Genomic DNA, 14,645 nt, shown 5'->3' on the forward strand with positions numbered 1-14,645 from the left:
CGCTTTTTTTAACGAACGCGTTCGATCGTCACGCCGGCTTCACGGACGATCTCGTTGATGACGTAGCTCGCTGCGATCAATCCACCAACTGATGGAACGAACGCATTTGAACTTGGCGGCATCTTTGCCTTACGAATTGCAGCCGCATCGTTTCCGACGACTTGACGGACTTCTTCGATGATCTTAACGGGCGGTTCATCGGAGAAGACGACAGGAACACCTTTATGGATGCCGGCTTTCCGAAGTTTCGTCCGAATGACCTTCGCTAGTGGATCATAACTTGTATCTTTGATGTCAACGATCTTGATGCGTGTTGGATCCATCTTGTTCGCCATCCCCATGCTTGAGATGATTGGAATGTTACGTTTCTTACATTCCTGAATCAAGTGAATCTTGAACGAGACCGTGTCCGATGCATCGATGACATAATCCGGTTGCTGTTCGAAGAACGACTCGAATGTCTCTTCATTGTAGAACATCTTCAAGCGAACGATTTCAAGATCCGGATTGATTAACGCAAGACGTTCTGCCATCGCATCGACCTTCGGTTGACCAACCGTCGGAAGCAAAGCATGGATTTGTCGGTTGACGTTCGTGATGTCGATATCGTCCTTATCGACAAGAATCAAACGACCTACACCACTGCGGGCAAGTGCTTCTGCTGAGAACGATCCAACACCACCGATACCCAGAATAGCGACGGATTTGGATGCCAATGCGTCAAGTCCAGTTTTACCGATTGCTAATTCATTACGCGAAAATTGATGTAACATCTCATAACCTCACAATACTCATACTGTTTTACTCGGAATTATATCATAAAAAAAAACGTCATGCGACGTGTCAAACAACAAAATAATAAGACGATGGGACCCGAAGTGCCGTGTCGATACCTTATTTTTGAACCTGCTGTGCAGGTGGGTGTCTTATCCGATTCCTATTCGTACGTCCTCCTGCTGTGTTACGAGGCATGTACTACTAGTTGGAACGTCAAACTCCCTATCAAAAAAGAGTGGCTCAAAGATAAAAGGCGGCTCTCGTACAATTCAGGAACCCCATCTGATGCATTTAATATAGCATCCTCCCCTCTGAAATGCAACTACTTCCCACTCCAGAAAAAGATGCTTTTTTCAGGTCCAACGTTTCGTGAAGTGTTGATTCGGATCATATCGTTGTTGTTGGAATGCAGGATCAAATCGTGGTGTGCGTGTTGCATTCCCAACACCCGCGATGAACGCCCAGTTCCCATAATTCGAAGCGACATCATAGTCGATCAATTGCTGTTCGAAATATCGCGCTCCGATGCGCCAGTCCTGCTTTAATTCATGAATTAGATAACTGGCAACGATCTGCCTGCCGCGGTTCGACATCCATCCCGTCTCGCGAATCTCGTTCATGAAGGCGTCGACGAATGGCACACCAGTTTTTCCTTCTATCCAGCGTTCGACAGCCAGCTGGTTCGCCTTCCACGTGTATTGACCTTCTTGTAATCCGCTCGCACGGAACAGACGGCTTCCTGTCTCACGCATCGTCAAATGGAAGAAGTCACGCCATAACAATTCGAAATACAACCAGTACGTCGATTCATTCGCTCCCTGTTTTCGCTCGGCTTCTTGTAATTCAGCCATGACGCGGCGCGGTGAGAGTGAACCGTTCGCTAGCCAGGCAGACAACTTCGAAGAATCATTTCGTAAGAACCCATTCCGTGTTTCTTTATAGGTGAATACGGGCTCGGCGAGATATTCCTGAAGGCGTGCCCTTCCCGCTGATTCGCCTCCCCGAAATGGGAACGCGGTCTCTGGGGCCGCTTCAACTGATTCCTCTTTTATTAGCTGAATACCGGTTGGTGGATCGAGTGGATCGTAGAAGGTCCCTTTCGCCTCGACCCGTTTTCGAAATGCCGTAAAGACGCGCTTTAATTCATCACTTCCGATATCTTCCCGACGATGTAACGTCTGTGTTTCAAAAGAGCGGACGGTATATCTGTCTTCGATATACTGCTCACTTGTCGCTTCTTCTGTTCCGGTCATCTTATGGAAATAGACGGTATCATCCGCTTGCAGGTAAGAATCGAGTGTCTCATGCACCTTCCCTTCTAGAATATCTAGCGTGATTCCGATCTGAGCCAGATGATTTGCTAGGTTCTCTAGTGTCTCTTGTTCAAATCGCGCTTGTTGTGTACCTCTTTTAAAATCGCGTTTCTTTTGGTCTTTGACGTATACGGCACGAATGACGTCCTGTTCTTCACACGCACTCCGAAGTGCCTCATGATCATCGACACGTAAATCATGACGATACCAAACGACTGCTCCCATATTGATCGACTCCCTTCTCCTTATACTATGACCCGACCAAGGTAGATAGAAAACCACTTGATGTGCCGATGAGGTTTTAAGACGTTGTTTTCGTGGAATATGATTAGTACAACAAATCAGAGGAGTGAATGAATCAATGGCAGCAAAACGCGGTAAACTCAGAACATTAATGACGCTCGTAACGACGGTTGGTCCAATCGTCTATAAATTCTATAAAAAGCAACAGTCGAAAAAATCAATCAACAACCCTAAATAAAAAATGGACGTCTCCTTATCGGAGCGTCCATTTTTTAACGTTTACTTACCCCTTCACTCGCCTCTACATAAAACCGCCATGGATAGGCTGTCGCTTCTCCTGCATTCGGAATACCGATCCGTGTCGTCTGGACGACCGCGTCGACCGAGTCAGCAACAAGTCGGAAACGGTCTTGATAAAGATCCTGTCCCGAATCAGCTGTCGTTAGACCGAATCCTTGGCACAGTTTCGCCGGTCCATTGACGAGATTGCGTCGTTGCGCCGCTGTCAACTCTGCGTAGGAACAACCAAAACGACGTTCCGCGACGAGATCGTGCCCACTAATGATTTCCGCACCTCGTAGCAACAATCCGTATCCTTCCCCTTCATGTCCACAAACGATATTCATGCAGTGATGCATCCCATATGTGAAATAAACATAGAGATGCCCCGGTGGACCGAACATCGGTGCCGTCCGTTTCGTTGGTTTTCCGGAAAACGAATGCGCTGCTTGATCGTGAGGACCGAGATAGGCTTCGACCTCGACGATCCGCATCGTCACCTCATCGACTGTGATCTGTGTTCCTAAGAAGTCTGGACCGACTTCAACCGGAGACCGTTCAAAAAAGTGTCGTTCCATCCGTTCATCCTCCTTCATGAAACAAGCGAATCTCCCATACCGGAAGATTCGCTTGTCGTATCTTACGATTGTTTGACCGCTGTTCGAATCGAGAGATCGTTTAATTGTGCATCCGAGACTGGGCTTGGTGCTGCCGTCAACAGATCACTTGCTGATGCTGTTTTCGGGAAGGCAATCGTATCACGCAAGTTTGAACGTCCTGCGAGTAACATAACGAGACGGTCTAGACCAAGTGCGATCCCCGCATGTGGTGGTGTTCCGTATTCGAATGCTTCCATCAAGAAACCGAACTGCTCGTTTGCTTCTTCTTCTGTGAAGCCAAGCAACTTAAACATCCGCTCTTGGATATCCCGTTCGTAGATCCGTTGTGATCCACCGCCGAGCTCGTATCCGTTCAAGACGAGGTCGTACGCGACGGCGAGGACTTTTCCGGGATCCGTCTCGAGCAATTCGAGATCTTCACGACGTGGCATCGTGAACGGGTGGTGGTTCGCGTAGAAACGACCTTCTTCTTCTTCATACGTGACGAGTGGGAAGTCCGTCACCCAAAGGAAGTTGAAGACCGACTCATCGATCAAGTCCAGTTCCTTCGCTAATTTCTGACGGAGCGCACCTAAGCTGTCTGCTACGATCGATGCTTTTGCTGCGACGAACAACAATAAGTCGCCTGCTTCCGCACCTGTCGCCGCTGTCAGGCGAGCAGCTGCTTCTTCGTCGAAGAACTTCGCGATCGGACCGTTCAGTCCGTCCCCTGTCACTTTGACCCACGCGAGACCTTTTGCACCGTAAATCGCCGTGAATTCTTGTAACTTATCGATATCTTTCCGCGAGAAGCGCTCTGCTGCACCTTTGACGTTCAAGGCTTTAACTTCGCCACCAGCTTCTAGTGCCATGTCGAATACTTTGAATCCTGCCCCTTTGACGGCTTCCGCGACATCAATCAATTCGAGACCGAAGCGTGTATCCGGTTTATCCGAACCATACCGGCTCATCGCTTCCGCGTACGGCATCCGTGGGAACGGTGTCACGATATCTTTACCAAGCGTTTCCTTCATGACACGTGTCATCATCGATTCCATCATCGCATACAAGTCTTCGATGTCCATGAAGCTCGTCTCGATGTCGACTTGCGTGAATTCAGGTTGACGGTCTGCCCGTAAGTCTTCGTCACGGAAACAACGTGCAATTTGGAAGTACCGTTCAAAACCAGACACCATCAGCAATTGTTTGAACAATTGCGGTGATTGTGGCAAGGCATAGAACTCACCTGGGTGAACACGACTCGGAACGAGATAGTCACGTGCGCCTTCTGGTGTTGATTTCGTTAAGATTGGTGTCTCGACTTCCAAGAAGTCTTGCTCATCGAGGAAGTTCCGCATAATGTTCGATGCTTTCGAACGAAGACGGAATGTCTCTTGAAGCGACGGACGACGCAAGTCAAGATAACGATATTTAAGACGTAAATCTTCTGACGTCTGCTCTGCTTCTTCACTGATCGGGAATGGTGTCATCTTCGCTGCATTCAAGATGACGACTTCATCCGCGACGACCTCGACTTGCCCAGTCGGAATGTTCGGGTTCGGATTCTCACGTGCGATGACGTGTCCTTTGATATCGAGGACATACTCTGAACGAATTGATTCTGCAAGGCGGTGTGCCTGCTCGTTTTCCGGTTGGAAGACGATTTGGACGATACCACTCCGGTCGCGGAGATCAAGGAAGATCAATCCTCCTAAGTCACGTCGTTTTTGAACCCATCCTTTAAGTTGAACGTGTTGTCCGATGACTTCTTCCGTCACCTGACCGTTCATATGCGTGCGTCCGATCATTGTGCTTCCTCCTTTAATTTCGCGACGATCGTATCAGCGACTGCTGATAACGGAACGTCCGTCTGCTCCCCTGTAGCCATGTTCTTCAGCGCCGCTGCACCACGCTCGACTTCTTCATCCCCGAGGATGACCGTGTAGCGTGCTTTCAAGCGATCGGCTGCTTTGAATTGCCCTTTGAACTTCCGACCGAGATAATCCCGATCGGCGACAAGTCCTTCGAGACGCATCAATTGTAAGAGACGTGTTGCTGTCTTTTCGACTTCGTCACTGCCTTGCGCGACGATGAAGACATCGATTTGATCATCGACTGCCGGTAAGACGTTCTCATTCTCAAGCGCCATCAATAAACGCTCGATGCCGATTCCGAATCCGATTCCCGGTGTTGCCGGTCCACCGATTTGTTCGACGAGACCGTTGTATCGTCCACCACCACATAGTGTCGTGATTGCTCCGAAGCCTTCTGCTTCTGACATGATCTCGAACGCCGTGTGATTGTAATAATCGATTCCGCGAACGAGCGTTGGATCAACGACATACTCGATGCCGAGTGCATCTAAGTGAAGCAATACTTCGTCGAAGTAAGCTTTTGATGCCGGGTTTAAGTAATCGAGAATTGATGGTGCTGTTGCCATGCTCGGGTGATCGCGGTCGACTTTACAGTCAAGGACACGAAGTGGATTCGTTTCGAGACGGTTCTGACAGTCCTGACATAACTCGTGAACGACCGGTTTGAAGTGATCGACAAGTGCTGCCCGGTGTGCGGCGCGACTTTCGTTATCCCCGAGTGTATTGATGACGAGCTTAAGGTGCTTCAATCCAAATGAACGGTAGATGCTCATCGCGAGACTGATGACTTCCGCATCGATCGCTGGTTGTTCACTGCCAAGTGCTTCGACTCCGTATTGGTGGAGCTGACGGAAACGACCTGCTTGCGGACGTTCATAACGGAACATCGGTCCAATGTAGAACAATTTCGTCGGTTGGTTTGGTGAACCGAACAGCTTGTTCGTTACGAATGAACGAACAACAGCAGCCGTTCCTTCTGGACGTAACGTCAACTGGTCTTTTCCGCGTTTCTCAAGCATGAACATCTCTTTTTGAACGATATCCGTCGTCTCACCGACGCCACGTTTAAAGAGTTCTGTCTCCTCAAAAATCGGCGTCCGGATTTCCTTATAGTTGTAACGCTTACTAATGTCACGTAATTGTTGCTCGATGTACTGCCAGCGTTCGACTGTTCCTGGAAGGACATCAAACGTACCGCGTGGTAATTTCATCTCAAATTCCTCCTTTTTTGAATACAAAAAAGTCCTCGTCCGCAAAGGGACGAGAACTTGAAGATCCCGTGGTACCACCCTGGTTGTCAAATCACATTTGACCACTCGGTGCAGTTAACGCCTGCGTACGACCTTCCCTACTATCGGTTCAGGAAGATACCTCGGAAGGGTCTTTCATCGAGTTCGTCTGTTCGCCCTTCCAGCCAAGGGGCGACTCTCTAAGCAGACGAGGTCTTGATTACTCCTCTTCGTCTTCGGTCGTATGAATCATTTGGTTACGTCTAATATTGCCTCGTCTCTCGGTTCCTGTCAAGCGTTTGCTTCTTTTTCAAGAATCAATGTCACCGGTCCATCATTGACGAGCGCGATATCCATCATCGCACCGAACTGACCTGTCTCGACTGTCAGTCCTTGCGCGCGAAGACGTTCATTGAACGCTTCATACAATTCGTTGGCAACATCAGGTTTCGCTGCTTCCGTAAACGCTGGGCGACGTCCTTTTTTGACATCACCATACAACGTGAACTGCGAGACGGATAGAATCTGACCGTCGACATCTTGCAACGAGCGGTTCATCCGTTCCTCTTCATCTTCAAACACGCGGAGTCCTGCGATTTTATCAGCTAACCAGTTCACCTGATTGATCGTGTCTTCGTGCGTGACACCGACAAGCAAGAGAAAACCTTGCTTGATTTGACCGATGACCTCCTGATCGACTGTGACACTTGCTTCTTTGACTCGTTGTAATACGACTCGCATGACTCATCCGCTCCTTACGTCATCATGACGCGATGCACAGCATACACGTCAGAGATTTGTTTGATCCGATCGACGACTTTTTGTAAATGGTTGACGTTGTTGATCGCGATCGTCATCGTGATTTTGGCTTGTTTACTGTCGTCGCCTTTCCCGCTGACGGCAACAATGTTCGTATTCGTCGCAGATACCGACTGCAGGACATCGTTCAATAATCCAGCCCGGTCGAATCCAGAAATTTCGATTTCGACGTTATAACTCTTAACGGCTTTGCCTTCGTGTTCCCACTCGACTTCGAGCAAGCGTTCTGGATTTTGTTCATGAATGACATTCAAACAATCCGTCCGGTGAATCGAGACACCCCGTCCACGTGTGATATACCCGACGATATCGTCCCCTGGTACTGGATTACAACAACGACTCATGCGAACGAGCATGTTATCGATTCCTTTTACACGAACGCCTTCTGGATTTTCCTTCTTCGGACGATCAAACGTCTTCATCTCACTGATGGCTTCGTTCAGTTCAAGATTTTTGGACTCTTTGTCTTTGCGTAACTTTTCCGTCAATTTATGCGCGACTTGGGCAGCGGTCAGACCATGATACCCAACAGCAGCATACATGTCTTCTTCTTGCGCGAAGTTGAACTTCCGCGTCACGTCTTCGAGCGTCTTCTCATTGATGACTTCCTTCGGCTCGAATCCGAGTTTCTTGACTTCTGCTTCGATCAGTTCCCGTCCTTTAGAGACGTTCTCTTCGCGTTGCTGACGTTTGAACCATTGACGGATCTTGTTTTTCGCCTGACTCGACACACAAATCTTGAGCCAGTCCTTACTTGGACCATAACTGTGTTTTGATGTGACGATTTCAATAATGTCGCCTGTCTTCAGCTTATAATCAATCGGTACCATCCGTCCGTTGACTTTCGCTCCGATCGTTCGGTGACCGATCTCTGTATGAATCCGGTAGGCATAATCAATCGGAACAGAGCCTTTCGGCAATTCGATGACGTCGCCTTTTGGTGTAAAGACGTACAACATGTCACTAAAGAAATCGACTTTGACCGATTCCATGAATTCTTCAGCATCCGCCGTATCCTTCTGTAACTCAAGAATTTCACGGAAATGGGCAATCTTATCCTCAAAGCCTGATTTCGCTTCCTGTTCCTTGCCTTCTTTATACGCCCAGTGAGCGGCAATCCCGTACTCGGCAATAAAGTGCATGTCCCGTGTCCGAATTTGGACCTCGAGCGGCTCGCCTTTCGGTCCGATGACCGTCGTATGCAGCGATTGATACATGTTCGGCTTCGGCATCGCGATATAATCCTTGAAACGTCCCGGCATCGGTTTATATTGCGTATGAATGATTCCGAGAACAGCGTAACAGTCCTTGATTGAATCAACGATGATGCGCACAGCCATCAAGTCATAAATTTCGCTGAACTCTTTTTTCGAGTTTTGCATCTTGTTATAAATGGAATAGATATGCTTCGGACGTCCATCGACTTCCGCTGCGATTTGTACATCATCGAGTACTTCGTTGACCTCTTCAATGACCGAACTGACTAGCGCTTCGCGTTCCGTCCGTTTTTGTTTCATCATTGAGACAATCCGGTAGTACTGTTGTGGATTGATATAACGCAAACTGATGTCTTCGAGTTCCCACTTGATCGTCGAGATCCCGAGACGATGCGCAAGCGGTGCAAAGATTTCGAGCGTCTCTTCTGCCTTTTGCACCTGCTTTTCCTTGACCATATGTTGCAACGTTCGCATGTTATGCAGACGGTCAGCCAGTTTGATCAAGATGACGCGAATGTCTTCTGCCATCGCGATGAACATCTTCCGGTGGTTCTCAGCCAATTCTTCGCGTTTCGATTTATATTTGATTTTCCCGAGTTTCGTGACGCCGTCAACGAGCATCGCGACGTCGGGTCCGAATCGTTCCGTTAATTCTTCGAGTGTAATGTCCGTATCTTCGACGACATCATGAAGAAGCGCAGCGACGATCGTCGTTGCATCCAAACCAATATCGACTAAGATACCGGCAACTTGTACCGGATGAATGATGTAGGGTTCCCCAGAACGGCGGAATTGCCCATCATGTTCGTCTTTCGCGAATTGGTAAGCCCGTTCGATGTCTTTGACTTCAGCTTGCGTCATGTATTCCGCACATCGAGCGAGAAGGTCTTCTACATTTACGATTTGTTTGTTTGTCATCCCTTTTCCTCACCCAGTCCCCGGGATCGTCTGCAACGGAATCCCTAATATATAGTTCTTATTATCGTGAAATCTTGAGAAGATGTCAAAATAAAAAGAAATACCCCCTTGGTCACCATGTACCAAGAGAGTATATATGCTTTAGTCTTCGTAACGAATCAATGAAAGAACGTCGTATCCTTCGAGTTTCTCACGTCCACCAAGACCATCGAGTTCAATCAAGAATCCGATTCCGGCAACCGTTCCGCCTAATTTTTCAATCATTTGGATCGTCGCTTCGATCGTACCACCTGTCGCAAGCAAGTCGTCAAGGATGACGACGCGTTGTCCTGGTTGAATCGCATCTTCATGCATCGTCAAGACGTCTTTTCCGTACTCAAGACCATACTCGACACGGACTGTCTCACGTGGTAATTTTCCTTCTTTACGGACAGGTACGAATCCGATTTCCATCGCGTAAGCGGCTGGGCAACCAACTACGAATCCACGTGCTTCCGGACCCGCGATGACATCAGCACCTTTACTGCGTGCATATTCGACAAGTGCATCAACCGATTGTTTGTATACTGGTCCGTTCTGCATGAGTGATGTGATGTCTTTGAAACTGATTCCTTCTTTCGGCCAGTTTTCGACCTCTTTTATATGCTGTTTGAACTCCATGTCTTTTCCTCCTGCTTCGCCGCTTCTACCAAAGTATCAAAACGCTCTTTCAACTGAGCGAGTGACGAATAAATGTATTGTTGCTCGAGCTCTTGACGCGCTTCATGACGCTGGTACGTTGGAGCTTCCGTCAGATCTCGCTTTGCAGCATTTGGGTTCACACCCGGCAGCCCGTCCTCCATTGTAACAAGAAAATCAAGTTCCGAGAATACCGAATGCATAAAGTTAATCGATCGTTTCGTCCATTTTCGCGATTTCGACAAACGTACAAGACCGATCCGGAGCTCGTCACGCGGACATTTCGCGAAATACTGGAAGTAATGCTTGAAGTCCTCCCGCGACGGAATCGTCTCGAAATAATATCCCTCGTCCTTAAAGGCACAATAAATCCGCTCTGCCTGTTGCACGTATGGATAAAATGCTGCTTCTTCTTCCGGTAGATCAAGGAAAACGATATTTTGATGGATCGGACCGTTCAACGGACGTTCCGTGTACTTCTCTTTCACCTCATCGGTAAAGGCGACGAATGTCGTCGTCTCATGCGGTAAGGCGAATAGTTCGCTCAGCGGCCGCTTACCGCCGCGGTAATCGAACACTTGGACATCTTCGACAGCGACGTCTTGAATCATCAATTGTGGTTTACGGAACCCATTCCATTCATTGATGTTCAGACTGCCCATCAAGTGAATCTCCGATAAGGTCGAGACTTCATCGACAAGGTCGCCGAAGCCGAAGCCGATCGCATCGAGTTCCTTCCCGTCGCCTGATAGTAGTGCTTTGACATGCGTCAAGTCACGACCGATCCGTTTCATGTCACGGATCTTCGCTTGCTCGATGACGATCCGTGGTGCGGGATTTCCCATCCCGAACGGTGCCAATCGCTGAATATCTTCAATCAACTGAATCGACACATCACTGACCTGTAGACGTAGATCCACATCGATCGTCGCGATGAAGGCATCGTCCGGCAACGTACTTGCTTGTTCATTCAAACGTTGACGTAACGCCTCGACGTCATCGGAAGAGAGCGTCATGCCGGCAGCAGCCGGATGTCCTCCGAAATGCGGCAAGATATCTTCACATTTCGTGAGTTCAGCGAATAAATCAAAGGCTGGAATCGATCGTCCAGAACCCTTCGCTGTTCCTTTTTCAGCATCATGACACAGCATGATGACGGGACGATGGTATTTTTCAACGAGTCGCGAGGCGACGATCCCGACGACACCTGGATTCCAATCTGCCGCATCGACGACGAGTACGCGGTCATCTTTAAAACGTTCTTCGACAAGCGCCGTTGCTTCCTCCGCAATCTGCTTGACGATATCTTGACGTTGTTTATTTTGTTGGTCGAGTTGTTTCGCGAGATGAAGTGCCTCATCTTTGCTTTCCGCTAGTAACATCTCAAGCGCTGGCATCGCCGAATCAAGACGACCTGCCGCATTGATCCGCGGACCGAATGCAAATCCGACTGATTCTTCCGTCAGTTCGTCTTCCGTCAAACTACAAACGTCACGTAACGCAAGGATACCCGGGCGTTCACTCGCATTCAGCGCCTCGATGCCGCGTATCGCAAGCAACCTGTTCTCTCCGACGAGCGGCACAAGATCGGCAATCGTTCCGAGCACCGCAAGATCGAGTAACTCGACGGGTTCACGGTCAAGGAGTGCATGTGCGACTTTAAAGGCAACACCTGCCCCAGCAAGCTTCGAGAACGGATAGTCTGGATCGACACCTGGGTGAATTAAGGCAAAGGCATCAGGTAACGTTTCTTTTGCTTCGTGGTGATCGGTGATGATTAAATCGACCCCGAGTTCCTTTAGGACATCGGCTTCATGAATGCCGGAAATCCCACAGTCGACCGTGATAACGAGGCTGAACCCTTCTTCTGCAGCCCAGCGAAACGCGGCTTCGTTTGGTCCATAGCCTTCCGTGAAACGGTTCGGGATATAACACTCTGCCATTCCTCCGATTTCAATCAAGGCATGCCAGAGAATCGCAGCGGAACTCACGCCGTCGACATCATAATCACCGTAAATCAAAATCATCTCGCCCTCGTCGACGGCACGTTGAATCCGTTCGACGACTTTTGGCATGTCTTTGAAAGCAAATGGATCATGAAATGCCATTTGATCGGTCTCTAAAAAATCACGGGCAGCTTCACGTGTTGTGAATCCCCGTTGGACAAGTAGTTGTGCGACGTGCGGTGAGATTGTGCCATCCGCCGTCAATTGTTCGATTTGTTCTGAATCGATGACTTTATCAAGCCATGTTTTTTTAGCATGGTACATCTCAAACCCTCCAATCAACTTCCCCATTATAATTGAAAATCCGCACCAGCGATAGCTGATGCGGATACTCTTTTAAGAAGCGCGTTTTGTACGACCAAGTGTCCGACCCTTCATGACGAGCCAGAGTTGCGCGGCGATGAAGATCGAAGAATACATCCCCATGATCAACCCGACAAGCAGGGCGAGACTGAATCCACGGATTGCTTCGCTACCGAAGATGTAGAGCGCTGCTGCTGTCATGACGACCGTGACGACGGTATTGATCGAGCGGATGATCGTCTGTTGGATTGATTCATTGACGATATGCGCCAATTCATCAAACGAGACTTTCCGACCACCTTTTTCAGCGAGTCCGAGATTTTCTCGTACCCTGTCGAACGTAACGATCGTATCGTTGACGGAATACCCGATGATCGTCAGGATTGCTGCGATGAAGTACAAGTTGACTTCGATCTGGAACAGCGAGAAGAATGCCACGATCATCAACGCATCATGTAGCAATGCGAGTACTGTCGCAATTCCGTATAACGGTTGGAATCGGAACGAGACGTAGATGACGATCCCGAGTGACGCGAGCAAGACGGCATAAATCGCGTTACGCGCGATTTCTTGACCAACTTGTGCGGAAACCGTCGAGATGCTCGGTTCCTTATCATACTGCGCTTCAATCGTTTGTTTCATTTCAGAAATTTGATCCTGACTAAATTCACCAACGAACGTGACGTTCGCTAACTTTCCGCCTTGAGCGAACTGAATGCCATCGATTTCTTCCGCATCGATCCCGGCATCTTCAATGACGGAGCGAACGTCCGCTTCCTTAATTTGATTCTCAGAAGAAATCTCGACGCGAGTTCCTTGCGTGAAGTCAATCCCAAGGTTCAGACCACGGAACGACAACAAGAGTACAGAAACGATGACAAGCGCGATCGTGATCGCGAAATAAATTTTTCGATGTTTGATGTAATCGAATTTCGTAGGATTAAAGCTCACGGATTTCACTCTCCTTTACACCGAACCATGATTTCTTCTTATCGAACCATCGGCTACTGACAAGGAGTTGCATCAGGTAACGTGAGACAAAGACGTTCGTGACGAACGTGACGGCAATCGAAACCATCAACATGATGGCGAATCCTTTGACCGTACTTGTACCAAAGTAGTACAACACGCCAGCAGAGATCAACGTCGTCAAGTTGGCATCAAGAATCGTACCGAATGAACGACGGTTACCGGCTTTGAATGCAGACAAGACGGATTTTCCACTTCGTAATTCATCCTTGATCCGTTCAGCGGTGATGATGTTCGCATCGACCGCCATCCCGACTCCAAGAACGAGTGCGGCGATCCCCGGTAACGTGAGGACGGCGTTGATCCCGTTAAAGAAGATCATGACAAGATAGATGTAGAACAGCAACGTGATGATGGATACGAATCCAGAGATCCGGTAGAACAGTAGCATGAACAAGAAGACAGCGGCTACACCAATTGCTGACGCGAACAATGTTTGATCAAGTGCATCCTGTCCAAAAGCAGCAGAGACCGACGTCGAGTAGATTTCCTCGAGTTTGACCGGTAACGCACCGGCGTTTAGGATCGAAGACAATTGTTTCCCGTATGCGGCATCGATATCGCCACCAGAAATGATCGCTTTGTCCGAATTGATTGGTTCTTGAACAGATGCATCCGAAACGATTTTCGAGTTTTTCTTTTGAATCTCTTTTTCGTACGAATCACCTTTCTCGTAATCGAGCCAGATGACGAGACGATTCGCAGGTGGTTGCATTTGTGAAATCTTTTGAGTCACATCATAGAACTTTTGTTTTGATTTAAGTGAAAGTTCTACAAGCGGTTGGTTCGTTTGTGGATCGTATCCGACTTTTGCGCCTTTGGCTTTTAAATCCGATCCATCCAGTAACAACTTATTGTTGATGTCACGGAATGATAATTGTGCTGTCGAAGATAGGATTTGACGCGCTTCCGTCTGATCCTTGACGCCAGCAAGCTGAACGCGAATCCGGTTATCGCCTTCGATCCGGATGTCTGGTTCAGAGACACCGAGGACGTTGACACGGTTCTCGATTGCCGTCAGCGTCGCACTCATCGCATTTTGATCGATGACGTCTCCTTCTTTCAGTGGTTGTACTTCATACAAGACTTCGAAGCCACCCTTAAGGTCAAGGCCAAGCTTCGTATCCTTCAACAACCATGACGATGTCGTACCGATCAGTACGAGCAACGCGATGACGACGATGAAGAATGTGGCAAGTTTCCCTTTCTTGATCATGCTACATTGTCCTTTCTCTAGTTCCCAGTATATTTTCAGACAACTTTGTTCTCCTATCCTAGCTTACAAAAGAAATGGTAATCTTAGCAAACGTTTTTCTCATATATAAACAGAAAAGACGCTCCGGAATCCGGAAAGCGCCTTT

At 48.4% G+C, this 14,645-nt stretch carries 9 protein-coding genes, 1 other RNA gene, 1 pseudogene and 1 other annotated feature; all 11 genes and pseudogenes read right to left on the reverse strand.

All coding sequences use genetic code 11. The annotated features are described in order from the left end of the window. Positions 1–8: 8 nt before the first annotated feature. Positions 9–773 carry a ThiF family adenylyltransferase gene (locus tag U719_RS11395; protein ID WP_023468920.1) on the reverse strand — a complete coding sequence of 255 codons (765 nt, stop codon included), beginning with the start codon at positions 771–773 and terminating at the stop codon, positions 9–11. Positions 774–866: 93 nt separating this feature from the next. Then, positions 867–1,056, reverse strand: a non-coding RNA gene (ssrS, locus tag U719_RS16660) — 6S RNA. A 74-nt stretch (positions 1,057–1,130) separates the two neighbouring features. Beyond that, entirely contained in the window at positions 1,131–2,315 is a 1,185-nt protein-coding gene (locus tag U719_RS11400; protein ID WP_023468921.1) for a DASH family cryptochrome, read from the reverse strand. A 290-nt stretch (positions 2,316–2,605) separates the two neighbouring features. Then, a complete protein-coding gene (locus tag U719_RS11405) occupies positions 2,606–3,190 on the reverse strand; it encodes a DNA-3-methyladenine glycosylase (protein ID WP_023468923.1) in 585 nt (194 codons plus the stop codon). Between the two features lie 62 nt (positions 3,191–3,252). After that, positions 3,253–5,019 (reverse strand): aspartate--tRNA ligase, encoded by a 1,767-nt coding sequence (gene aspS / locus U719_RS11410; RefSeq protein WP_023468924.1) that lies wholly within the window; start codon positions 5,017–5,019, stop codon positions 3,253–3,255. Continuing rightward, positions 5,016–6,296 carry a histidine--tRNA ligase gene (gene hisS / locus U719_RS11415; protein ID WP_023468925.1) on the reverse strand — a complete coding sequence of 427 codons (1,281 nt, stop codon included), beginning with the start codon at positions 6,294–6,296 and terminating at the stop codon, positions 5,016–5,018. Before hisS ends, aspS begins: the two co-directional genes overlap by 4 nt. Before the next feature lie 42 nt (positions 6,297–6,338). Further along, positions 6,339–6,560: a binding site (T-box leader), on the reverse strand. 45 nt (positions 6,561–6,605) lie between these two features. Continuing rightward, entirely contained in the window at positions 6,606–7,055 is a 450-nt protein-coding gene (gene dtd, locus U719_RS11420) for a D-aminoacyl-tRNA deacylase (RefSeq protein WP_023468926.1), read from the reverse strand. A 14-nt stretch (positions 7,056–7,069) separates the two neighbouring features. Beyond that, on the reverse strand, positions 7,070–9,268 hold the full coding sequence (locus U719_RS11425; protein WP_023468927.1) for a bifunctional (p)ppGpp synthetase/guanosine-3',5'-bis(diphosphate) 3'-pyrophosphohydrolase: 2,199 nt from the start codon (positions 9,266–9,268) through the stop codon (positions 7,070–7,072). Between the two features lie 141 nt (positions 9,269–9,409). Then, positions 9,410–9,928, reverse strand: a complete 519-nt coding sequence (locus tag U719_RS11430) for an adenine phosphoribosyltransferase (RefSeq protein ID WP_023468928.1) — start codon at positions 9,926–9,928, stop codon at positions 9,410–9,412. Beyond that, complete coding sequence (recJ, locus tag U719_RS11435) at positions 9,907–12,216, reverse strand: single-stranded-DNA-specific exonuclease RecJ (protein ID WP_023468929.1); 2,310 nt, start codon at positions 12,214–12,216, stop codon at positions 9,907–9,909. The genes U719_RS11430 and recJ overlap by 22 nt, the downstream gene beginning before the upstream one ends. 72 nt (positions 12,217–12,288) lie before the next feature. After that, a pseudogene (secD, locus tag U719_RS17045) lies at positions 12,289–14,500 on the reverse strand (protein translocase subunit SecD). Positions 14,501–14,645 lie beyond the last annotated feature (145 nt).

Source organism: Exiguobacterium sp. MH3, assembly GCF_000496635.1.
Classification (GTDB): domain Bacteria; phylum Bacillota; class Bacilli; order Exiguobacteriales; family Exiguobacteriaceae; genus Exiguobacterium_A; species Exiguobacterium_A indicum.

Bases quoted from the DNA above. Each gene is read 5' to 3' on its own strand.
- U719_RS11395 (WP_023468920.1), bottom strand. From the start codon at position 773: ATGTTACATCAATTTTCGCGTAATGAATTAGCAATCGGTAAAACTGGA.
- U719_RS11400 (WP_023468921.1), bottom strand. From the start codon at position 2,315: ATGGGAGCAGTCGTTTGGTATCGTCATGATTTACGTGTCGATGATCAT.
- U719_RS11405 (WP_023468923.1), bottom strand. From the start codon at position 3,190: ATGGAACGACACTTTTTTGAACGGTCTCCGGTTGAAGTCGGTCCAGAC.
- aspS (WP_023468924.1), bottom strand. From the start codon at position 5,019: ATGATCGGACGCACGCATATGAACGGTCAGGTGACGGAAGAAGTCATC.
- hisS (WP_023468925.1), bottom strand. From the start codon at position 6,296: ATGAAATTACCACGCGGTACGTTTGATGTCCTTCCAGGAACAGTCGAA.
- dtd (WP_023468926.1), bottom strand. From the start codon at position 7,055: ATGCGAGTCGTATTACAACGAGTCAAAGAAGCAAGTGTCACAGTCGAT.
- U719_RS11425 (WP_023468927.1), bottom strand. From the start codon at position 9,268: ATGACAAACAAACAAATCGTAAATGTAGAAGACCTTCTCGCTCGATGT.
- U719_RS11430 (WP_023468928.1), bottom strand. From the start codon at position 9,928: ATGGAGTTCAAACAGCATATAAAAGAGGTCGAAAACTGGCCGAAAGAA.
- recJ (WP_023468929.1), bottom strand. From the start codon at position 12,216: ATGTACCATGCTAAAAAAACATGGCTTGATAAAGTCATCGATTCAGAA.